This is a genomic window from Constantimarinum furrinae, from assembly GCF_014295415.1.
Taxonomy (GTDB): Bacteria; Bacteroidota; Bacteroidia; order Flavobacteriales; family Flavobacteriaceae; genus Constantimarinum; species Constantimarinum furrinae.
Window position 1 is genome coordinate 1146930 of record NZ_CP052909.1, and the last position, 22025, is coordinate 1168954.

At 40.2% G+C, this 22025-nt stretch carries 19 protein-coding genes; 10 read left to right on the plus strand and 9 right to left on the minus strand.

Features of this window, described 5'->3' with window-relative positions; translation table 11 throughout:
- Positions 1-72: 72 nt before the first annotated feature.
- The 3 genes from ALE3EI_RS05315 to ALE3EI_RS05325 all read left to right on the plus strand — a co-directional run bounded on the left by ALE3EI_RS05315 (position 73) and on the right by ALE3EI_RS05325 (position 4211).
- A complete protein-coding gene (locus tag ALE3EI_RS05315) occupies positions 73-1932 on the plus strand; it encodes a tetratricopeptide repeat-containing sensor histidine kinase (protein WP_186991657.1) in 1860 nt (619 codons plus the stop codon).
- Positions 1933-1934: 2 nt separating this feature from the next.
- A complete protein-coding gene (locus tag ALE3EI_RS05320; RefSeq protein ID WP_186991659.1) occupies positions 1935-2684 on the plus strand; it encodes a LytR/AlgR family response regulator transcription factor in 750 nt (249 codons plus the stop codon).
- Positions 2685-2792: 108 nt separating this feature from the next.
- Entirely contained in the window at positions 2793-4211 is a 1419-nt protein-coding gene (locus ALE3EI_RS05325) for a porin family protein (RefSeq protein WP_186991662.1), read from the plus strand.
- A gap of 94 nt (positions 4212-4305) precedes the next feature.
- Here ALE3EI_RS05325 and ALE3EI_RS05330 read toward each other — a convergent pair whose 3' ends face one another.
- The gene (locus tag ALE3EI_RS05330; protein WP_186991664.1) at positions 4306-5109 is read right to left on the minus strand and encodes a THC0290_0291 family protein; all 804 of its coding nucleotides are present in this window, start codon (positions 5107-5109) and stop codon (positions 4306-4308) included.
- Positions 5110-5357: 248 nt separating this feature from the next.
- Between ALE3EI_RS05330 and gdhA the strand changes: the two genes are divergently transcribed.
- The 4 genes from gdhA (at position 5358) to ALE3EI_RS05350 (ending at position 12232) form a co-directional block, all read left to right on the plus strand.
- The gene (gene gdhA, locus ALE3EI_RS05335) at positions 5358-6701 is read left to right on the plus strand and encodes an NADP-specific glutamate dehydrogenase (RefSeq protein ID WP_186991667.1); all 1344 of its coding nucleotides are present in this window, start codon (positions 5358-5360) and stop codon (positions 6699-6701) included.
- A 111-nt stretch (positions 6702-6812) separates the two neighbouring features.
- Positions 6813-9095: a type IX secretion system anionic LPS delivery protein PorZ gene (porZ, locus tag ALE3EI_RS05340; RefSeq protein WP_186991670.1), complete on the plus strand. Its 2283-nt coding sequence runs from the start codon at positions 6813-6815 to the stop codon at positions 9093-9095.
- Complete coding sequence (gene recO, locus ALE3EI_RS05345) at positions 9095-9814, plus strand: DNA repair protein RecO (RefSeq protein WP_186991672.1); 720 nt, start codon at positions 9095-9097, stop codon at positions 9812-9814. The genes porZ and recO overlap by 1 nt, the downstream gene beginning before the upstream one ends.
- Positions 9815-9829: 15 nt before the next feature.
- On the plus strand, positions 9830-12232 hold the full coding sequence (locus ALE3EI_RS05350; protein WP_186991675.1) for a TonB-dependent receptor plug domain-containing protein: 2403 nt from the start codon (positions 9830-9832) through the stop codon (positions 12230-12232).
- Positions 12233-12298: 66 nt separating this feature from the next.
- Here the strand turns inward: ALE3EI_RS05350 and acs are convergent, their stop codons facing one another.
- The 7 genes from acs to ALE3EI_RS05385 all read right to left on the minus strand — a co-directional run bounded on the left by acs (position 12299) and on the right by ALE3EI_RS05385 (position 19527).
- Complete coding sequence (gene acs / locus ALE3EI_RS05355; protein WP_186991678.1) at positions 12299-14203, minus strand: acetate--CoA ligase; 1905 nt, start codon at positions 14201-14203, stop codon at positions 12299-12301.
- Positions 14196-14897, minus strand: coding sequence for a hypothetical protein (locus ALE3EI_RS05360; protein WP_186991681.1), 702 nt, complete (start codon positions 14895-14897; stop codon positions 14196-14198). Before ALE3EI_RS05360 ends, acs begins: the two co-directional genes overlap by 8 nt.
- Before the next feature lie 91 nt (positions 14898-14988).
- The gene (locus tag ALE3EI_RS05365; RefSeq protein WP_186991684.1) at positions 14989-15618 is read right to left on the minus strand and encodes a YceI family protein; all 630 of its coding nucleotides are present in this window, start codon (positions 15616-15618) and stop codon (positions 14989-14991) included.
- Complete coding sequence (locus tag ALE3EI_RS05370; protein ID WP_186991687.1) at positions 15611-16261, minus strand: dioxygenase family protein; 651 nt, start codon at positions 16259-16261, stop codon at positions 15611-15613. The genes ALE3EI_RS05365 and ALE3EI_RS05370 overlap by 8 nt, the downstream gene beginning before the upstream one ends.
- Positions 16262-16349: 88 nt before the next feature.
- Entirely contained in the window at positions 16350-17123 is a 774-nt protein-coding gene (locus ALE3EI_RS05375) for a LytTR family DNA-binding domain-containing protein (RefSeq protein WP_186991689.1), read from the minus strand.
- 75 nt (positions 17124-17198) lie between these two features.
- Complete coding sequence (locus ALE3EI_RS05380; RefSeq protein ID WP_186991691.1) at positions 17199-18965, minus strand: tetratricopeptide repeat protein; 1767 nt, start codon at positions 18963-18965, stop codon at positions 17199-17201.
- Positions 18966-19146: 181 nt separating this feature from the next.
- A complete protein-coding gene (locus tag ALE3EI_RS05385) occupies positions 19147-19527 on the minus strand; it encodes a DUF1428 domain-containing protein (protein ID WP_186991693.1) in 381 nt (126 codons plus the stop codon).
- Positions 19528-19998: 471 nt separating this feature from the next.
- Between ALE3EI_RS05385 and ALE3EI_RS05390 the strand changes: the two genes are divergently transcribed.
- Complete coding sequence (locus ALE3EI_RS05390) at positions 19999-20406, plus strand: hypothetical protein (protein ID WP_186991695.1); 408 nt, start codon at positions 19999-20001, stop codon at positions 20404-20406.
- Positions 20403-20603, plus strand: coding sequence for a helix-turn-helix transcriptional regulator (locus tag ALE3EI_RS05395; RefSeq protein ID WP_186991697.1), 201 nt, complete (start codon positions 20403-20405; stop codon positions 20601-20603). Before ALE3EI_RS05390 ends, ALE3EI_RS05395 begins: the two co-directional genes overlap by 4 nt.
- A 195-nt stretch (positions 20604-20798) precedes the next feature.
- Here the strand turns inward: ALE3EI_RS05395 and ALE3EI_RS05400 are convergent, their stop codons facing one another.
- Positions 20799-21299 (minus strand): DUF2938 domain-containing protein, encoded by a 501-nt coding sequence (locus ALE3EI_RS05400; protein ID WP_186991699.1) that lies wholly within the window; start codon positions 21297-21299, stop codon positions 20799-20801.
- Positions 21300-21643: 344 nt separating this feature from the next.
- Between ALE3EI_RS05400 and ALE3EI_RS05405 the strand changes: the two genes are divergently transcribed.
- Positions 21644-21979 (plus strand): single-stranded DNA-binding protein, encoded by a 336-nt coding sequence (locus ALE3EI_RS05405; protein WP_186991701.1) that lies wholly within the window; start codon positions 21644-21646, stop codon positions 21977-21979.
- Positions 21980-22025 lie beyond the last annotated feature (46 nt).

The window sequence follows — 22025 nt, forward strand, 5'->3', positions numbered from 1 at the left end:
ACTCCAGAAAGGAATCAATTTTAATTTTCCCTATCTTTAGTACTCACTAATACTATGTTGATGTTCACCGGGTTGAAACTGATATCAAAGATACCGGTCAGTTTACTCTGGCTTTGTGTTGCAAGTACTTCCCTATTTGCCCAGCCAAAGGATGACATCGTAAAACAGATCGACAGCCTGCTCAATGAAGGAAAATCCAGGTTTAAAACCAGTATAGACAGTGCACTTTTATTTTCTTCGGAAGCACGCCTTATGGCATTGAAAATCCAGGATACTCCCGTCATTGCCAAAACCAATGTACACAAGGCCTATTATCTAATGCTTGGTAAGCAACCTGATGAAGCGCTGGACCTTTTACGCTTTAACGTTGAACACAGCGAATACATCAGCAATGAATTATTGGGAGAAACTTTTAACACCTTAGGGGCGGTCTATGCTTTACATCAGGAACGCGACAAGGCAATTTCCAATTATTTAAGTGCCATTGAAGCATTTACCCATGATGAAAACAATAAAGGCCTTGCGCGCACTTATGTTAATATAGGAATGGTGTACAGCGCGTTAAACAGGAACGACCTTTCCGATTATTTTTTCGAGAAATCGAAATTCCATCACAGTCAGATAAACAATTCACTAAGTGTTCACAATCTGGATGAAGCGGAAGGACTTACAACTGCGGGAGCGAAGATAGATCTCGCCGAGAAGTTGTTAAAAGGACTGAAGAATGAGGAAAATACCAGATTAAAAGCCATTGTATATCACGACCTAAGCAAAGGATATTTTGAAGCTGAAAGATACAGGGACGCTATTGTTGCCGCAGAACGATCCATAGCAATTAAGAAGCAGATCAATTACGAGAGCAATGTCGATTTAGGGTATTATCTTATAGGTACCTCATATATTGAACTGGGAGAATATCAAAGGGCGATCCCCAATTTGAAAAAGGCGGAACTGTATTCTAAAAAGAAAAACTTATTGGTGAACATCTTCGAAAAATTGATCTATGCCTATAAAGAACAGGGAGATTTTAAAAGGGCTTTCGAAACTTCGGCTGTCTATACTAACTTAAAAGATAGTATTAATGCCCTTCAGGAAAACGACCGGATCGCAGCTATTACGGCCCGTTTTGAAACTGAAAAGCAGGCCGCAGAGATCGAACTGCTCGAAAGTGACAATGCCTTAAAAGAAACTCAGTTGGTAAACCAGCGAACCATTTTATGGGGATCGGCCATTGGGATACTTCTCTTGCTTAGTGTATTGTTCTTTGCCTATAAGAACCACAAGACAAGACAAAACCTTCAGTTCTCGGAACTGACACAAAAGCTGCTGTTAATGCAGTTGAATCCACATTTTCTTTTCAATGCACTTAATGGGATTCAGTATTTTATCAAGCAAAATGATGTAAAAAAATCTACCAGATACATTAGCAGTTTTAGCGGACTCATGCGACATATCTTAGAAAATTCCGTAGAAAAATTTATAACCGTAAAGGAGGATTACGAAACTATAAACGACTTTTTGGCGCTTCAGCAATTGGTACATAACAATGCCTTCCAATTTACGGTAGGGATCGAAGATGGGCTCGATGCAGAGAATGTAGGAATTCCTCCCATGCTTACACAACCCTTTGTGGAAAACGCTATCATACATGGAGTAAATGGGTTAGATGATGGAAAAATAGTGGTTCGGTACAGGCTTATGGAACCTAACGTAATTGTTGAAATAATCGATAATGGGCAGGGAATTCACAGGGTCCGAGAAAATGCCAACAGCTTGCATAAATCTATGGGAACCTCTATTACAAAACAGCGAATAGAGAATTTGCTTAAGACTGAAAAGTTTCCCATCGAACTTGAAATTATTTCGAACAGAGACGAATCACAACAACAGGGAACAAAAATTGTGTTAACTTTTCCAATGAAATATATATAAATATGGCTCAGTCCTGTTTGCTTATTGAAGACGATGTGTATACCGCCAGAGATGTGATGGAAACGCTCGAGGAGAATTTTCCTAACCTTAACTTGCTTCCGGTTGCGCATACTCTGGCTGAAGCGGCTAAAAGCTTAGATAATAACGCTCCCGATCTGGTAATTTCGGACATAAATTTACAGGATGAGGTAGTGTTTTCCCTGTTTCAGCAATACGAAACGATCCCATTTAAGATTATTTTCATTACTTCGTACAGTCAGTATGCAGTGGAAGCCTTCCGTTTCAGTGCTTTGGATTTTTTGGAGAAACCGTTTGAAGATGAGGCGCTGGTGGCTGCGGTTAATCGAGCCATTACGACAATAAATCTCGAACATTACAATCTTCAGTTGCAAACGTTTTTTCACAACTTTAATCCCGAACAAAAACGAAAGAAGCTCGTGTTAAAAAACCTGGAAGCGATTCATATTGTTGAGGTTGGAGAGATTCTATATATAAAATCTGATAATAATTATTCAGAATTCTATATCAACGATGGCCGAAGAATTGTGGTTTCCAAACCCCTTAAACTTTACGACGATCAGCTGGGAGGACAATCTTTTTTCCGAAGCCATCAGTCTTATTTGGTAAATCTGCATTATGCCAAAACCTTTCACAAACAGGATAGTACGCTCGAACTCACCTCGGGAGAACAAATTGCAGTGAGCGGGACCAAGGTAAATGCCTTACTTCATAAAATTGATTCCTTGTCTTAATTCAAGTCAGACCCCATGCAATTCTAATTATAACACCTTAGATTCTCATCGTTTCAAAATAAATCTTTTATTTCGTTGACTTTTATTGGGAAATCAACAACGGTCGAAATGAAATCAAAAGTCTTATTTCTTTTAGCAGGTTTTTTCTTTTTCTCGTTGGCGGATGTAAATGCACAGCGAAAAACCGATGAAGAAGTGCGTGCCGAGGCCATGGCGAAATCGGTAAAAAACTTCAATACGGTACTAACAAGATTGTACGGTAATGCCAGATTAAACCCTAAACCTAAATCAAGTTGTAGTAAAGAGGCAGTTACTTTTCTGAAAAATATTGATAAGAAGTCCCTTGTGCCCGACAATGAGACACTGGAAAAGGAGATCACACGAATACTGGATTCACTTGAGCCTAAGCTACCAAATTTCAAATATTATACACAGATAAGAATATTTAAAGCTTTTGTGGAAAGCAAATCTTACGCCGATTTTGTTTTTAACCTAACGACAAAGGATATAGGAGAGCTTGAACAAACCGCAAAAGGGAAATTACGCTTACTGGAATTGAATGCCTATTACAGAAAATTAAAGCGTATGTTAAAACAACCATTTACAGTATTTAAAAAGTCCTTTAAAAAGGGGAAATGTGTGTATAAGGTGGAAACTAAGCTGCAATTAACACAATTGAAGTATATGTTTAAAAAGAATAAGGATGCTCTAACAGCCAACTGGGATATCACCTCAAAAATAGTGATCGATTGTCCTTGTGTGACTGCAGACTCTAAGAGGTTTAGAAATGCCGTATTTGTGTATTCGTCTAAGAGTGTAGGGCCCATTTATACAAGGCGAGTAGGGAAGAAATCCGAATATACCCACTGGTATCTGGTAGCGCCCTATGGTTTGGTAATTGGTGCCATGGAAAAGCCAAAACTTGTAGCGCAGCAAATTTTATGCTGTACTGAAAAGAGTGGATTACCTCCCGAGAACAGTAATTATATTGAAATTCCCGATAAAGATATTAACTATAGAGATACATGGGTCGATGGCAGCCTGGGAATTTCATTTGGGAAGGATGAGCTAACCCTAGGAACCGCTTCTGGGGGTGTGTTTTTCAATGTAGGAAACATTTCAGGAAATCCGGTTCATATTGGTGGTAAACTTAGTGCTGTGACACCGCTGGGAGAAAAAGATATAAAGGAGACTAGAATTACGGTGGGACTAGGTGCCGAGTATCATATTCCACTTGGCAATAACAGATTAAATATTCTTACAGGAGTTCAGGGAGGGTATACGTTCGGTTCGGTTGAGGCCTTTGGATTTAAGGATAATATTTCCGGATTTTCTGGGATGGTGTATACCGGTGTTGAAATTCCTTTAAACAACAATATTGCCTTAGGAGTTTTGCTAAATGTATTCGAATACAGCAATCTTACCTTTAAAGCGGAAAATAATGAGTTTGAAAGCACAGTGAGTAATTCGATCTTTATTTTTGATCGTCCGTCAATTTCAGCTAATCTCAGGATTAATTTAAAGTAATTCTGACTAACCCGAATTTTTCCTTTTGGGATTAATTCAAAAAAAAGCCCCGAACCTGAGGAGTTTCGGGGCTTTGGTATTTATTTTTAGTTTTTTAATCGATGTAGTAGATATATCCCACATTTAACCAGTAGATCCAGTCATTCGATTTGTTTTCCGGTACGGGAAAGCCACCGTTATTTTCTTCGGAAGGATTTAAACCATCCACCCAGTTACTGAAATAATACTGCCAACGACTGTCGAGCATAAGATCGCTCAACGGACTTAACTTATATCGAATCCCTACACTCATCACCACAGACCAGGTACTGTCGCCCTCCTGTTGGAAAGCATCCCTGTATTTAGGTAAAGGTGTTGATATAGCCGTATTTAAAGGGCCTAATTCGGAGTAAACTTCAGGATCGAAACTTACATAATGTACCCCGAAACTACCAAATGGAGCAATTTTATAGCCACCTGCGGCAAAATCACGAATACTCAACGGGAAAAACTCTAATTGGGAGCCTATATCAAAAACTGTTGTCGATCCTTTCATGGCTCGCAATTGGTCTGCAATTAGTGATGTTTTATCCGGATCTACCCATTCACCAAAGTGTTCGAAATTGGTTTTGTGGTAGTCGATTTCATTTCTAATTTTAAAGTGATCGTTAAAATAGGTATCTCTTGTGTAACAGTTACAATCTGCCCGATAGGAGAAATTGATATAATGAACAATTCCAACCCCAAATCCAACATTTCCGGCATTTGTTTCGAAATCACTTCGCTGTCCAAAATCTGAGTAAAATACAACAGGACCTGTAATTATCCCAAGCTCATGGGAAAACCCGAATTGGCTGTAAATTTCCTGCTTAGGCAAAGCACAAAATAAAAATACCAATAGCAATAATCTGGTATTCATTGTTAAATCGGTTTAGTTTGAGACGTAACAAATATATAAAAACATATCAAACAGCGAAATATAATGATGATATTTAGCTTATTTGGAAAAAATTATAGTCCTATATAAACAGATAACTTATCTTTGCATCTCGTTACAAAAACGTCGGTTTAGTTGAATAATTATCAATAAGATCATTTTTTTGAACGAGCTAATATTAAAGTACGATCTTATTTAAACCAAAGTATTAATAATTTAATTTTATATACGTGAAACAGAGTATAAAAGATTTCATCGCCAAAGTAGAACAAAGTAACCCTAACGAACCTGAGTTTATGCAGGCAGTTACAGAGGTTGCAGAAACTGTTATTCCTTTTATCGAAGAAAATGAAGCCTATCAGGGTAAAAAATTGCTGGAGCGTATGGTTGAGCCGGAGCGAACCATTATTTTTAGAGTGCCTTGGACAGACGATAAGGGTGAAATTCAGGTAAACAGAGGATACCGCGTAGAATTTAACTCGGCAATTGGCCCGTATAAAGGTGGGTTGCGTTTTCACCCTAGTGTAAACCTCAGTATACTTAAATTTCTAGGTTTCGAACAAACCTTTAAAAATAGTCTTACAACACTACCTATGGGTGGTGGTAAAGGAGGAAGTGACTTTAATCCAAAAGGGAAGAGCGATGCTGAAGTTATGCGTTTTTGTCAAAGTTTTATGACCGAGCTTGCTCGTCATATAGGACCTGATACCGACGTACCTGCAGGAGACATTGGTGTAGGAGGAAGAGAAATAGGATATTTATTTGGGCAATATAAAAGATTGCGCAATGAGTTTACCGGGGTACTTACGGGGAAAGGCCGTTCTTATGGCGGATCATTAATACGTCCTGAAGCAACCGGATACGGAAATGTATATTTTGCAAAGAATATGCTGGAAACCAAAGGCGAAAGCTTTAAGGGTAAGACCGTTGTAATTTCCGGTTCGGGAAATGTTGCACAATACGCTGCAGAAAAAACATTGGAATTTGGAGGAAAAGTGGTCACTTTTTCAGACAGTGGTGGATATATTTACGATAAGGAAGGAATCAATGCCGAAAAACTTGCTTTTGTCATGGAGCTTAAGAATGTTAAACGTGGACGAATTAGTGAGTACACATCGAAATATCCTTCGGCCTCGTATCATGAAGGTGAGCGACCATGGGGTGTGAAATGCGATATCGCTTTGCCATGTGCCACTCAAAATGAACTGGATGAGTCAGAAGCTAAAACCCTTGTCAGTAACGGATGTATGTGCGTGGGAGAAGGAGCAAATATGCCTTGTACGCCTGAAGCCATTGCTGTTTTTCAGGATGCTAAAATTCTATTTTCACCAGGAAAAGCTTCTAATGCCGGCGGTGTTGCCACCTCGGGGCTAGAGATGTCTCAAAACTCGCTTCGTTTGAGTTGGACTGCTAAAGAGGTAGACGAAAAGTTACATGGCATTATGAATGACATACATGCAGCCTGTGTAAAATACGGAAAAGACGGAGATGGATATGTAGATTATGTAAAAGGGGCTAATGTTGCCGGCTTTGTAAAAGTTGCGGAAGCAATGATGGCTCAGGGAGTAGTCTAATCCTATCTGTAAATTATATAAAAAGGTTGTCTGAAAATGGCAACCTTTTTAGTTTGTATGCCGCAATAAATAGTATTTTAGCGTGTTATACTACTAAATGTAAATAACCTTATGAAGCAGCTTTTAAGCGCATTACTGCTCCTGTTTTATAGCATTACCTTTGCCCAGAACTTCGAAAATGAATGGTCGGGCTTTTTTTCGTATGTTTCCATAAAAGGAATTTCCCAAGGGAACGACCGCTTATATGGTGGTGCAGAAAATGCGGTGTTCACTTTCGACCTGTCTACACAGGAAATAAATACGATCTCCACCATTAACGGACTCTCCGGAAATAATATATCAACTATCTATTACAGCGATGAACACGGTTTACTTATTATGGGTTATGAAAATGGTTTGATCGAAATCGTGATCGATGGCGAAGAAAATGTTCTTAAGGTTGTTGATATCCTTGAAAAACCTACCATCCCACCGGATAGAAAGAGAATTAATCATTTTTATGAATACGAAGGAAATCTCTACATTTCCACCCAGTACGGGATATCGGTCTACGATCTTGATGCTCTTGAATTTGGGGATTCCTATTTTATAGGGGATCTTGGAGCACAGATCAATATTAAGCAAACCACTGTTTTTGGGCAGTTTATATACGCAGCTTCAAACGAGGGGGGATTGCGACGAGCATTGGTAGCCAGTGAAGATCTTATCGATTATGAAGAATGGACGACCCTGTCGGGGGGTGTTTTTAATGGTATTCAAACTTTGAATAATGAATTGTATGCCCATATAGGTAGCCGAAGAGTTGCCAGACAACAGCCGGGAAGTGGATTTGTTACTGTGCAGGACTTTAATGCAGATATCGTAGATTTTGGGGTGCAAGGTGATTTTCTAACGATCACCACTACAAGTTCAATCCAAACATTCGGAAATGGTTATGTACTACAGGCGGCCGCAACCATTCTACCTGGGTTCGATTATGTGGGCCAGTCTGGGTATACATTTAACAATACCCTCTATCTGGGAACTGTGGAAAACGGGATACTTGCTATTCCCTTCGGAACAAATCAGGCAACACAAATATTACCCGACGGCCCTTTGTTAAACCGCCCTTTTTCAATAGACGCATCTCCCGGACAGTTATGGGTGAATTTTGGTGATGTGAACGTCGATTTCAATCCTTATAACCCGCTTACATTCGCAGGAATCAGTAATCTTAGAGAAGGAGCATGGACAAATATCCCTTTCGAAGAGGTTTTGGGGGCTAATGATCTGGTAAATATTTCTATCAATCCGGAGAATTCGGAAGAGGTATATATGACTTCTTTTAATAAGGGGTTATTAAAAATAGAGGGTCAGACACCTACCATACTATATAACCACACGAATAGCCCTATGACATTGTTTCGTCCACCCGAGATCGATATTCGAATCTTCGGCTCTACATTCGATTCTCAGGGCAATTTATGGTTTGTACAATCTAAAGTAGACAATGGATTGTTTCGATTGACGCCATCCATGCAGTTTCAGTCCTTCGACATTACTTCGGTTATCCCCGACCCTACCGATGAACTGGCTTTAACCGAGATCGCAGTGAGCCGGGAGGGATATGCTTTCTTCGGTTCGACTAAGAACGGCGTTGTTGCATTTAATCCAACAGGTAACGTTTTTAAGCAGATGCTGGAAGAGCAGGGTTCCGGTAACCTTCCTGTAGAAAATATACGGGCACTTACTTTCGATAATCAGAATCGACTATGGATAGGAACACTTCGCGGCTTACGCGTACTCTTTAATGTTGCAGGTTTTTTTGAAGAAGGTGCAGACATAGACGCTCAACCCATTATTATTCTTGAAGACGGCGTCCCCCAGGAATTACTGTTTAACTTGTCAATTACAGACATTGCGGTGGACGGATCTAATAATAAGTGGATATCCACCGCTACTTCCGGAGTGTTTTATCTGTCTCCGAATGGACAGGAGACCTTACTTAGGTTCACAAAAGATAACTCACCTCTTCCTTCCAATAATGTGCAGGATATCGCTATCGATGATTTTTCAGGGGTTGTTTATTTTGCAACGGTTAATGGTTTGGTTGCCTATAACGGCAGTTCCACGGCCCCCAGAGATAATCTGGAAAACGTGTATGCTTATCCAAATCCGGTACGTCCCGGCTTTATGGGGAATGTTACCATCGACGGACTCACAGCTAAGGCCAATGTGAAGATCACCGATATTACGGGCAACCTTGTTTTTGAACAAACAAGCGAAGGAGGAAGCGTACAGTGGGATACCACCGCTTTTGGTCGGTATAAAGTGGCTTCGGGAGTATATCTGGTGTTAATTACTACCGAAGACGCACTTGAAACGAAAGTCTCAAAAATTATGATCGTACGCTAATGGTCGTCACTACTAAAGCCATTGTACTTTCTTCTCTAAAATATTCCGAATCCGATCTAATTGTAAGTTGTTTTACGGAAACCTTCGGATTAAAAAGCTATTTGTTACGCGGCATACTGAAATCCAGAAAGGGAAAATTAAGGGTTTCACATTTTCAGCCGTTAACGCAGTTAGATCTCGTCGCTGTTCATAAGAATAAGGGTACTTTAGAAAGAATTAGTGAGGCAAAAGTGCTGCAACCCTATCAAAGCCTTCATACCGATGTTGTTAAAGGGGCTATCGTAATGTTTCTGTCTGAAATGCTGAAAAATTCTATCAACGAAGAACATCCCGATCCCGAACTCTTTAAATTTTTGGAACAATCCCTGTACTGGCTGGACACTCATGACAAGGTTTCCAACTTTCACCTGCTTTTTTTACTGAAGCTGACTGCCTATTTGGGATTCTACCCGGACGTCTCAACAATTGAGGGTGAATACTTTAATGTAATTGAAGGAAATTTTCAAAACACAAAGGATGCAGTATCCTACGAAAACACTGGGGTTATAGCAATTTTTAAGCAGTTTTTTGGCATAGATTTTGATGAGTTAGACGCATTAAAATTGACCAAAAAAACACGTTCGGACGTACTTAATTTGCTGTTGATGTATTACAAATTTCATCTACAGGGGTACAGGGATCCGAAGTCGGTTTTGGTTCTCAACCAACTGTTTAACTAACTACTAAAAAGCATTATGCGCATACCCCTTTTACTCTTGGCAATCCTACTTTCGTTTAAAATTTCAGCACAGCAAATACAAGTTATAGAAGCAGATACCGGTCTTCCCATTAGTGGAGCAGCCCTTTTTAATGCCGACAAATCTAAAAGCGGGATCACCGACTTTGACGGAATGGTCGATATTTCAAATTTTTCGAATGACGAGACGATCACATTTCAGCATATATCACATTCCAGCATTAGTCTAAGTAAGGCACAAATACTTCAGGCCGGCAACTTAGTTTACATGGATACCATTGCAAGTACCCTGGATGAGGTAGTTGTTTCTGTTGCAAAATTCGGACAATTAAAAAGAGATATTCCGCAGCAAATTGTCACGCTCTCCAGTGAAGATGTTCTATTTGGCAATCCGCAAACTGCCGCAGATCTTTTGGAAAGCAGCGGACAAGTATACGTTCAAAAGAGTCAGTTAGGAGGAGGAAGCCCGCTAATTAGAGGGTTTAGCACAAACCGATTGCTTATTACAGTAGATGGAGTGCGTTTTAATACTGCAATTTTCAGAGCGGGAAATGTTCAAAATGTGATCTCTATCGATCCTTTTGCTATAGAGCGTACCGAGGTTATCCTGGGTCCCGGAAATGTGGTCTACGGAAGTGATGCCATTGGAGGGGTTATGAACTTTACTACTAAAAAACCAAAATTCTCTTTTGAAGAAGGTGTTTCCTACAGTGGAAATACTACGGGGAGGTATGCATCTGCAAACAATGAAAAGACCGGGCATATCGATTTTAATATCGGTCTTAAAGAATGGGCATTTTTAACATCTGTGACCTTCAGTGATTTCGATGATTTGAAAATGGGTAAACACGGTCCCGAGGATTACTTGCGTCCCCAATATGCCGAAACCATAAATGGGGAGGATGTGGTACTTCAAAACCCCGATCCTCGCGTTCAGGTACCAACAGGTTATAACCAGATCAACACCATGCAAAAGATCCGTTTTATGCCCTCTACCCATTGGGATTTCAATTTAGGGTTATTCTATACCACCACATCAGATTATCCCAGATATGACCGGTTGATACGAAAAAGAGGTGATGACCTTAGGGCAGCCGAATGGTATTACGGGCCGCAGGAATGGATGAGTGGAAATTTGCAGATTACCAATAAAATGGACAGCGGACTCTATGACCAGAGTTTAATTACCCTTAGTTATCAGCAATTTAAAGAGAGCAGAAACGACCGCGAATTTGATGCCGTGACCTTATTTCAGACCCAAGAGAAAGTGGACGCATATTCGGTTGGGATAGACCTCACAAAAAAACTAAATTCAGTATCATTGTTCTACGGAGTTGAAGGTGTTCATAATAAAGTGACAAGTTCAGGTAGTCAAACCGATATCACCAGTGGAATATCCATGACGGATGCTTCTAGATATCCTGACGGATCTACCTGGAGTTCGTATGCATTATACGGTAGTTTACAATGGAAGCTTGCAGACGATCTCTCGTTTCAGGGAGGCCTGCGTTACAATCATATAATTCTTGAAGCAACTTTCGATCCTGCCATTTACGATTTTCCTTTCGAAGATGCTAATGTAGATACCGGAGCATTAACGGGAAGCGCCGGCCTTACCTGGCAGGCGAGTGAAATTTTGGGATGGAAGCTTAACTTCGGAACTGCTTTTAGAGCACCTAATATAGACGATGTAGGGAAAATTTTCGATAGTGAGCCGGGTAGTGTGGTAGTTCCTAATCCCGATCTGAAACCGGAATACGCCTATAATGGGGAACTAGGTGTTACCTTAAATTTCAATAACGTACTTAAATTAGATCTGGCAACCTATTACACTCAATTAGAAGACGCCTTGGTTCGCAGAGATTTTAATCTGAACGGTGTTACTGAGATCGAATATCAAGGTGAATTAAGCAGGGTACAAGCGATCCAGAATGCTGCAAAAGCCGAGGTGTATGGATTTGAAGCCGGTTTGGAACTAAACTTTTGTGAGGATCTTCAGCTAACTTCTCAATACAATATTACCGACGGTTTTGAGGAAGATGATAACGGGGATCGAAATCCCATTCGTCACGCCGCTCCCCAATTCGGAAACACGCACCTTATCTGGACATGGAAAAAATTAAAACTCGATGCTTTTGCCGAATACAACGGTCAATTCGATTTTGAGGATCTTGCGCCCAGTCAGGCAGCCAATGATTTTCTATATGCCAAGGACAGTAACGGAAATCCGTACTCGCCTAAATGGTACACCTTAAATATTGGTGCGCAATATGAACTTACATCAGACTTACAGTTAAACGCAGTGTTGGAAAATTTAACCGATCAGCGATACAGACCTTATTCATCCGGAATTGCTGCCGCTGGACTCAACCTTATCGTAGCGGCCAGCTATAGTTTTTAGCCAAAGTCCGGGTATTTGCATTCTATTGTGGTTTCACGGGTTCTTTTTTTCCGCAGCAGGGAACGTTTATTTTTTGGAGGCATCAATTATTTCCTGAACCACTTCAGGATTTAGCAAGGTAGATATATCTCCCAGATCTTCGGTTTCCCCGCAGGCGATCTTCCGAAGAATACGTCGCATGATCTTCCCGGAACGGGTTTTAGGTAATCCCTCACTAAACTGGATCTTATCGAGTTTTGCAATGGGGCCGATCTCTTTGGTGATTAGAGCATTGATCTCCGATTTTAATTTTTCTTCTGAAGTGGCGGTTTCCTTTAAAGTTACAAAACCGTAGAGCGCGGTACCTTTTATGGCATGGGGGAATCCCACGATCGCACTTTCGGCAACCAGAGGATGTTCATTGATCGCATCTTCAATGGGAGCCGTTCCCAGATTATGTCCCGAAACGATGATCACATCATCTACTCTTCCTGTGATCCTGTAATTGCCTTCTTCATCCCTAAGGGCACCGTCGCCGGTGAAGTACATATTTTCAAAAGCCGAAAAATACGTGTCCTTATACCGTTTATGATCGCCCCAGATAGTCCGAGCCATTCCGGGCCATGGAAATTTAATACACAGTCTGCCACTTGCCGGATCACCTGCTATTTCTTTTCCGTTTTCGTCCATAAGGGCAGGTTGAACACCCGGAAGTGGCAAGGTAGCAAAGGTAGGTTTGGTATCAATGATCCCGGGCAATGCACTTATCATGATACCACCGGTCTCGGTTTGCCACCAGGTATCTACGATGGGACATTTGTTTTTGCCAATCTTATCATCATACCAATGCCAGGCTTCTTCATTTATTGGTTCGCCCACACTCCCCAGGACCTTGAGAGAGGAAAGGTTGTAGTCGTCAATATTGACCAAACGTTCTTTTGCCAATGCCCGAATTGCTGTAGGTGCAGTATAAAACTGTGTCACTTTATGTTTTTCAACGATCTCCCAGAATCTTCCGAAATCTGGATACGAAGGGACACCTTCGAACATGAGGGTAGTAGCTCCATTGGCCAACGGACCGTAAACAATATAGCTGTGACCGGTGATCCAACCTATATCTGCGGTACACCAATAGACATCGTTCTCGTTATATTGGAATACATTTTTAAAGGTAAATGCAGTATATACCATATATCCCGCTGTAGTGTGAACCATCCCTTTGGGTTTGCCTGTGGAACCTGAGGTGTAAAGGATAAAAAGCGGATCTTCGGCATTCATGGTTTCTGCAGAGCAATCCTCGTTGGCGTTATCCAGAAGCGGTTGTAGCCACAGATCTCTACCTTGTTGTAATTGAATGTTGGAGTTAATTCGTTTCGCTACAAGGACGGTTGTCACTCCGGGACAAGATTTCAAAGCCTCATCGACGATTCCTTTAAGCGCTATAGTTTTATTTCCACGAAAGGAACCGTCGGCAGTGATCACCATTTTACAATCGGAGTCCGCTATGCGTGTGGCCAGCGCGTTACTTGAAAATCCCGCGAAAACAACACTATGTACAGCACCAATTCGGGCGCACGCCAAGACTGAAACGGCAAGCTCTGGGATCATAGGCAGATAGATACATACCCGGTCGCCTTTTTTAATTCCTTGTGTTCTTAATACGTTTGCAAATGCACATACCCGTTTGTGTAACTGAGCATAGGAAATATGTTCAGCTTCTTCGGAAGGGTCATTAGGTTCAAACAGTATAGCGGTCTTATCTGCTCTGGTATTGAGATGCCGGTCCAGACAATTTTCGGTGATGTTGAGTTGAGCCCCTTCAAACCATTTTATTTCAGGTGTACTGAAATCCCAGTGTAGAACACTTTTCCAGGGTTTTTTCCATTGGAAGTGGTTCTCGGCTATAGCTGTCCAAAACGATTCGGGGTCACGAACCGAATCCTCATAGGCTTTTCGATACTCACTCTTATTGGTACAATGGTAGTTACTCATCTTCGGTAGAAATTGATCTTATTTCCCGGGTTTGAATGCTTACCACAAAACCATCTTCCAATACCTGCCGTTCTACCCATTCTCCATTTTCATCATAGGCGGTATAACGATAAACCGTTGCATGGTGAATTCCCGTATTGGGGTCTATATAAACATAACCCACTTCCTTTCCATCATTGTCGAGGTTATATTCGAAATTCCAGACAAAATTATCTTCAATATAATAACCGTCCTTACGTAAACGACCCTCATTTTCGTACAGCATGGCTCCGTCAAAAAGTAGGGTATCGGTATTTTTGTCGAAGGCTTCATACGCAATTTCCCTACCTTTATCGTCTAATTCGTATTTGAAATACATAGTGTTTATACCACCTCTGTAATAATCGGCGCCTGTCTTTTTACCCGATTCATCGTAACGGAAGACATTTTCCGAAAGCAACTCACCCTCATTGCTGTAATTCTTTACACTTAATTTTTTCCCATCGGTATCAATGACTTCAGATTGCATCAGATTGAGCGTATCTTTCTTTACGGCTCCGTTTAATTCCATAACCGAATAGGTTTTCGTAATATATTCGGTGATAGAATCATGCTGAAATGCGGCTTTGACAGGTACAGTTTCTTTTGATTTTGAATTGCAGGAGTTCAAAATAATTCCGAAGAGAAAAATCAGGCTGAAGGATCTAAAAGACATTGAAAGTTTTTTTAAAGATATGAATTCGTGAAAGTGTTTACAATAGGAAAACCAAATTAGATTTTTATCCGAAGACTTCCAAGATAAAACCTCATGACCTAATGATCATTTTTATAGTAATTTCAACTTGCTTATCCACCAAAGTTTTTTCCAGCCAACTTCCTGTATAGCCAATATTATAATCAAATCGGTTAATTGAGAATATACCCGAAAAGGTTCCTTCATGTAAGATCGCAGTAAACTGTATACTGCGAGTAACATCTTTAATAGTAAGGTCACCTTCAATGTTTAGCATCCCATTCGCTGTAGAAAGTACATTAGTTATTTCAAAGATCGCAATGGGATATTTGGGAGAATTAAAGAAATCGGGTCCTTTTAAATGATCTTCCAGCCTTTTTTTAGGAACAGGTTCGTGCTTAGGGATATCTGTAACTTCAATGGTGTGCATGGCTACTATGAATTTACCTCCCGTGATATGTTTTCCATCGGAAAGAAAGAATCCATCTTTAAGCAGAATACGTCCTTGGTGCTGTCCGGCTCCTCTCATTTTGGTTCCTTTCCATAAAACTTCTGAAGCAACAAGATCCACAAACAACGTATCACTTTTTGCTGTAGGGGTAAATTCGTCATGGGAAAATGCCTGGGATAGTATGTTGGGATCACTTGTGTTTTTGCATGATATTAAACACAGCATCAGTAGCAGGTAGAAACTCTTATTCATAATTTGGAATGTTTTTACCCAAAATGATATCCCTTGTGCCTGTTCTTAACGATCCTTCCTGTTTCAGATCCAATAATCCCGAACTACCTCCTCTTGGTGCGAGCGTATCTGTTTCATTTTTTGTTAGCAACGGATCTCCCGCAAAATGGCTGCTGCCTATCCAGTAATATGTACCATTGGGCTCAAGAATAGTAAAATGAATATGTGCTGGTTCAGTCCTGCTGGGATAAGCGGCAGGTACAAAGGTGTAAAAACTATATCGTCCGTTGCTGTCGGTTTTAACCCATGCGCGAAGGTAACCATGTCTTTTTGCCCATCCTTTTTCACCCCCACGGGTTGGATAAATACCTTCATTATTGGTGTGATGAACGTAGATAATAACACCCGATGCCGGTGTTTTTCCGTCTTGTTGATATACGGTGCCTTGTACTTTTATTTTGTCTTTCGCTTGTTTAAAATCGGGTAATGTGTCTGTAGAATAGATTCTCTTTGGGTGTTCCAAGACGGCCTCACAACCTTCGCAAGGTCCTCCAACAAGACGAAATTTTTGGGAATCCATCGAACTAGTACTCTGACTATTACAAGATGAGGGTACTATCACTAGGAGATAGATAAAAATAAATTGATAAAATTTAATGTCCATAGCAATGATATTTTTTTAAAAGTACGGACTCTGAGGTCTTAATGCTACAATTTTGTGGTAAGCTGAGTGCCTGAATGTCTAAGATGAGTTAGCTGAAAACGGATTTAAACTGCTTGCTGTAATTACGGCTTAGCCGAAGCACTGTTCCGTTATTAAGGACAACGTCGTAATCTCCGTTATGTCGAGACCGGTAAGACGTTACGAATCCAATGTTGACTATGGTGCTTTTGTGAATTCGGATAAATTGGTCTGATGCTTTTTCCAGCATAAACGCCTTTAATGAGCTGTTGTATAGATAGGTATTCTTACTGGTGACCAGAGCGATGTAGGGCGTTTCAGACCGTATGTACAGGATGGACCCGATGTCAACTAGAAATTTTCTGTTTCGGTGGGTTACCATTATTTTTTCTGAAGGCAGTTTATGTTTTGTTTCAACAGGAATGGGTTTTCTTTTCTGAAAAATTAAAATAGCCATACCATAGATCAGTAAACAGGAAACACCATGATCCAGTGCAGTATCTGAAATCAACCATAAAAATTTGAAGGTGTGAGCAAAAAAGAGCAGGGATATACTGAAGACCCATATGGAGAAAAGCACAATATGAGAAATACTTAAAAGGGTAATGATTATAATCTTATTCTGTTTTGCAAAACTAGTCACAAAGGGTTTCAGCCAAATAAGTATGGGAATAAACAGAAGCCAGAATGTTTCAAAAAGGATGGATTCAGAAAGGTAAAAACTATAGTCCTTTATCTCAGCAAGCAGGAGGTCCTTTCCCACTGCTGTAATTAAAATGGTTGCTGCGAAAAGTACTAGCAGCTTTTCTTTTTTAAGCTTGATTTCGAAAAATGGGGATACCATACCTTTTTATTGCAATTGTCCTTCCCATAAAAATAGTGAATTCATTCGGGACATGAGGTCATATCCTATAGGATATTAGGCTGCGTTGAGGTGAAGCACCAGGGTTTTTGGGATCTTCATCCTTTTGAGGATGCCCTTAAATCGCTCTTCATCCTTGATATTGGACATATACGGATCACTTTGCATTTGAAAATACATATCATAATCGCTAACATTCAGCGCCTTTTCCAAATAATGGAAGGCTCTTTCCTTGTTGCCGGCGACCGCATACATTTGAGCCAAGAGATAGGGTTGGTCATCCTCAAAAATCTCTTTTTGCCCTTCTATCTCTAAGGCCGCATTTTCTAAGTTGAGTACAAGTGAAACCATTATGCTGCTGTATGTTTTAGAAAACGCGTCTTCTTCTTGTTCGATTTCTATTATGGCTTCGTCCTTACATCCAAGCCATGCAAGGATTTCGCCGCGTAATCCGTGATCTCCGTTTCCGAAGGGTTGATAGACCAAATAGGTGTCCAGTGATTCTAAGGCTTCCTGAAAGTTACTTTGAAAGAAATAGTAGATTGAGAGCAAACGATAATTACTGGGATCCAACGGATCAATTCTTTGAGCTTTTTTAAGGATTTCTATTCGGTCTTCTAAAGCAATGGAGGGGTAGGTCGATACATTTCTTAGAACAACACTGTTTTCAGCATTTAGTGATAACGCCTTTTGAAAATTTGAATAAGCAGCGGGAAAGTTTGAATTGATCACATTAAAACGACCAAGCCATGCGTAGGCTTCGGCATATTCGGGATCCAGCGTGACTGCTTTTTGGGCTGCTCTTTGGGATTCTGCCAGCGCATTTAAGTTGTTGGAATAAACCCTATCCTGAAAATGAAGCTTGCTTTTAAGCAACCAGGCAGGCGCATAGGCAGAATCTATAGCCAGAGATTGATCGATCAAGGTCAATCCGGTCTCTGCGCCTTCTTTGGTATACCGAAGGGCTAAGCTTTTGGCCTGAAGATAGGCAGTATATGCCTTCACATCGGTCTTTTCAATTTTCTCACCTAACAGACTGGCCTGAAGTTTATAGGTCACCTCTTTGGCTATTTCATCCTGTATTGCGAACACATCGGCCATTTTTCGGCTATAGGTTTCCGACCAAAGATGAACACCATCGCTGGCGCGAATAAGTTGAACCGTGATCCTAAGATTGCTGTCGGCTCTTCTCACACTGCCTTCCAAGATGTAATTTGCATTCAATTGCTCTCCTATAGTTTTAATGTCCATATTTTTTCCTTTAAACGAAAAGGAAGAAGTTCGACTTATCACCCGAAGCTCATTGTTTTTAGATAAGTAGTTGAGGATTTCTTCACTTATTCCGTCCGAAAAATATTCGTTGTCTTTTGCCGGACTCAGATCTAAAAATGCGAGTACGGCTACCGATTTTTCGACGGCTGCATTGGAATACCCTGCTTCTATATTTTTGGAAATACCGTCGGTAGGACGCATTTTGGCGTAGATCACCAGAGAAATGATCACAAAAAGCAAGCTGAAGGTCCACAAGATGATATAATTTGCCTTCGAAGCTTTTGCCACCGATCCGGTCTCCGGGTTTTCCGGGAGTCGGCGTAAGCGAATTCCTGTTGCTCCAATGTCGAAATGCCAGGAGAGCACTAACCAAACGCCAAGACCAACAATTAACATGATGACTACAAATTGCAGCCAAAATTGCGATACGTTAAAAATGGTAAAAAGGATAGTGGCTACCTGAATAGTGACCCAGCTAAAGATCACATATGCCAAGGCAGCTTTAAGGACATTGCGGCTTTTTAAGTCTCTGAAAAAAGAAACCCACCCCATGATACCTCACCAAAGCGAAATTTTTATATCCGAAGATATGGTTCGTGGTGCACAAATAAAATTACGTCAAATTTTCTTAAGTTGATCTCCGGAGATTAAAAATAATTGCGTTCCTTCCGCGGCAACTATGCTGCAAATGATTGCAGGACAGGGGTTTGCTTTTTGCACCCTAAGTTCGCAACTATTCTTTTGCAGCTACAAGAGATGTAAACCCTCCATAAACCATTCTACCGGCATCAAAGATCAATTTGTCTGAATTGATCAAAGGCGCAACCAACGCTGCCATTCGTGGATCTTCCGGGACTTTTTTGTTGGCTAAGTCGCGAATTTCCTTTGACGGAAAAAGAACCCAGCCAAATACAATGTCTTCGTCCTCTTGTGCTTCTATGGCATCGGTAAATGACGTTGTGCCTTCCAAGAAAAGATCATCACCAACGAATTCAAAATACGCAAGTGCCCCATATTCTTTCCATATTTCAGCTATTTTTTCGGCAGCTTTTTTGTATTCCTCCAAATAAATTCGAGGGATGGGAACAACGAAGCCATCTATGTAGTTTGTCATATGCTTACTTTTTGGATTGTCATCATTTTGTTGCGCTTAGGGTTTCGTCTAATCCTCGTGAGTCCGTTTAGCGGATGGATCACCGTGTCAAAAAATTTGCGGGAGCAAAGCTTGCAAACCCTGAGCTAAATCGCAGCCTACTTCAGAGCGTGCGTTTCGGAGCCAGGACCAAACTGCCAACGCGATCTTGTCAGATTCTAAGATAGGTGTTTTTGATGAAATGCGTGGTTTTAGTAGGATTTTCAACACTGCAGAAATAGCCGATGTTACGCACTTTCTAATTTGCACGCACTTCTATCCTTTTGCTCTATCAATTCTTGATTTTTTAAGACATCTTTAATTTCTCCAATATATTGCTAAACAACAAAAAGCATAGTTACTTTGATAAATGTAAATAAAACTTGTCATTTATAAAAATTATATTAAATTTGTGTAAAATAAACCTTACAAATAAACAAATACACTTTACAAATGAAAAATAAGAACGTAAGCAAACAATTGAAAAAAGCCACTATTAATCTGGCGTTGTGGTCGCTTTTGTGGTTAATGTCTCTGGCATTGGCAACCTTTGGGCCAAAGTTTATCTGGCAACAGGACACCACTTGGAGTATTATCGCAATTGCAATTAATATGACTATTGGTTCAGGATTGATCTTGGCACACATCAAACACTTGGCTGCACTTGATGAACTTCAAAAGAAAATTCAATTGGATGCCATGGCAGTTGCTTTGGGTGTTGGAATCGTGGGAGGACTGAGTTATTCAGTAATGGACATAGCTAATGTCATTTCGGGTGATGCGGAAATTGCCTTTCTGGTGATGTTAATCGGTATCACTTATATTATAGCAATAGTCATTGGAAAAAAGCGCTATATATGAAAAATAAATTAAAAGTACTTCGCGCAGAAAGAGATATGACGCAAGCCGATCTTGCTGATTTATTGTCGGTTTCGCGCCAAACTATTAATGCCATTGAGAAGGGCAAGTTTGATCCAAGTTTACCATTAGCGTTTAAAATGTCGAATTTATTTCAATTATCCATTGAAGCAATTTTCGAATACGATGATAGGACATAATTCCAAATAAACGGGCTTTTAGTCTTCAATTTCATTGTGCATAACGGTTTCGTATAACGATTGTGGCGGGTAACCGTGTTCGGGATTTGTTTAATGGGAAGATAGTACAGTATGAGAATTCAAGTTAAAATTAATCCACGAGTAACTGTTAGCGATAGCCGTTGTTAGCGGTTCGTTGTTTTCCTTTCTATCATTTTAATTTAATACTATTTTCAATAATAGTGCTGCTAAATAAATTCCTAATCCATAAATAGTATGCGTTAAAAAACTACTAATTCTAGAAACTTTCGGATTCGGTGTTTTTGATGCTGCTACTCCAAATCCCAAAGCTGGTTGCATAATAAATAGGGGTGCTGCGACAGTCAGAATTCCTATAATTAATGCTGGAATAATTGTTGGGTTTTTAGTCCACCCAATTCCCCAAATAAAGAGTAACAAAGTGGTAAATGAAATTCCAATTAGATAGTGAGCAGTCCAACCTATAATTTTTTCGCCTCTTACCGGGGTTGATTTGGTAATGTTGTTATGATAAAATTGTCCTTTTGTGAAATGACCAATCCATCGTCCAACCAAACCAAAGTCCAATGATTTTATACCCAAAAGTTTCTTAATAATTATTTTGTAAATATCCATAACCAAAGTCGCACCAATCCCAATAAAGATTGCTCTCCAAAGAAATTCTATCCATTCGCTCATAAGTTATCGTTTCTTTATTTTAAAATTTGTCTGTTTTCAATGATTGCTAACGTGTTATATAAATACAGTATGTTCCACAAAAGAACTTGTACTAGACAAATATAACCTAAAATCATCCTTTTTAAGATCTTGTGTCCCAGCAATATATCCGTTGCAAACATTTACAAACGAAAGTAAATAAGTACCTACCGACTCTTTTCGAGATGTTGTTTCATATTTGTACTGTTGATTCGATGGAGTGGGTTCGTTGTGTACAGACAAACCGCTGGTTTCGATTCAGAACGAAAGTTCCCGGAAAGGATCCGGGATTCATCTTAACTGTTTAATTATTAAAATTTAAAATTATGAGTACACTAAGAAACAAAGTACAGTTGATCGGTAATTTAGGAAACGACCCGGAAGTCATTACGCTGGAATCCGGTAAGAAATTGGCAAAATTCAGTATTGCGACTAACGATACTTATAAAAATAAAGACGGGGAGCGGGTTACCGATACGCAGTGGCACAATATCGTTTGCTTCGGAAAGACCGCAGACGTGGTTGAAAATTACGTAGGCAAAGGAAAAGAAGTTGCGGTTGAAGGAAAGATCAATACCCGAAGCTGGGAAGACAAGGAAGGAAACAAGCGGTACACCACAGAGATCGTTTGTAACGAGCTTCTGATGTTGGGCAGTAAATAGCGCTCATTCACTGCTCTTTTAAAGCCGCTGCCTTGCGCAGCGGCTT

What these genes read in the sequence shown, in the direction of transcription:
- ALE3EI_RS05320 (WP_186991659.1), top strand. Translation starts at nt 1,935, where the DNA reads ATGGCTCAGTCCTGTTTGCTTATTGAAGACGATGTGTATACCGCCAGA.
- ALE3EI_RS05325 (WP_186991662.1), top strand. Translation starts at nt 2,793, where the DNA reads ATGAAATCAAAAGTCTTATTTCTTTTAGCAGGTTTTTTCTTTTTCTCG.
- ALE3EI_RS05330 (WP_186991664.1), bottom strand. Translation starts at nt 5,109, where the DNA reads ATGAATACCAGATTATTGCTATTGGTATTTTTATTTTGTGCTTTGCCT.
- porZ (WP_186991670.1), top strand. Translation starts at nt 6,813, where the DNA reads ATGAAGCAGCTTTTAAGCGCATTACTGCTCCTGTTTTATAGCATTACC.
- recO (WP_186991672.1), top strand. Translation starts at nt 9,095, where the DNA reads ATGGTCGTCACTACTAAAGCCATTGTACTTTCTTCTCTAAAATATTCC.
- ALE3EI_RS05350 (WP_186991675.1), top strand. Translation starts at nt 9,830, where the DNA reads ATGCGCATACCCCTTTTACTCTTGGCAATCCTACTTTCGTTTAAAATT.
- acs (WP_186991678.1), bottom strand. Translation starts at nt 14,203, where the DNA reads ATGAGTAACTACCATTGTACCAATAAGAGTGAGTATCGAAAAGCCTAT.
- ALE3EI_RS05360 (WP_186991681.1), bottom strand. Translation starts at nt 14,897, where the DNA reads ATGTCTTTTAGATCCTTCAGCCTGATTTTTCTCTTCGGAATTATTTTG.
- ALE3EI_RS05365 (WP_186991684.1), bottom strand. Translation starts at nt 15,618, where the DNA reads ATGAATAAGAGTTTCTACCTGCTACTGATGCTGTGTTTAATATCATGC.
- ALE3EI_RS05370 (WP_186991687.1), bottom strand. Translation starts at nt 16,261, where the DNA reads ATGGACATTAAATTTTATCAATTTATTTTTATCTATCTCCTAGTGATA.
- ALE3EI_RS05375 (WP_186991689.1), bottom strand. Translation starts at nt 17,123, where the DNA reads ATGGTATCCCCATTTTTCGAAATCAAGCTTAAAAAAGAAAAGCTGCTA.
- ALE3EI_RS05380 (WP_186991691.1), bottom strand. Translation starts at nt 18,965, where the DNA reads ATGGGGTGGGTTTCTTTTTTCAGAGACTTAAAAAGCCGCAATGTCCTT.
- ALE3EI_RS05385 (WP_186991693.1), bottom strand. Translation starts at nt 19,527, where the DNA reads ATGACAAACTACATAGATGGCTTCGTTGTTCCCATCCCTCGAATTTAT.
- ALE3EI_RS05390 (WP_186991695.1), top strand. Translation starts at nt 19,999, where the DNA reads ATGAAAAATAAGAACGTAAGCAAACAATTGAAAAAAGCCACTATTAAT.
- ALE3EI_RS05395 (WP_186991697.1), top strand. Translation starts at nt 20,403, where the DNA reads ATGAAAAATAAATTAAAAGTACTTCGCGCAGAAAGAGATATGACGCAA.
- ALE3EI_RS05400 (WP_186991699.1), bottom strand. Translation starts at nt 21,299, where the DNA reads ATGAGCGAATGGATAGAATTTCTTTGGAGAGCAATCTTTATTGGGATT.
- ALE3EI_RS05405 (WP_186991701.1), top strand. Translation starts at nt 21,644, where the DNA reads ATGAGTACACTAAGAAACAAAGTACAGTTGATCGGTAATTTAGGAAAC.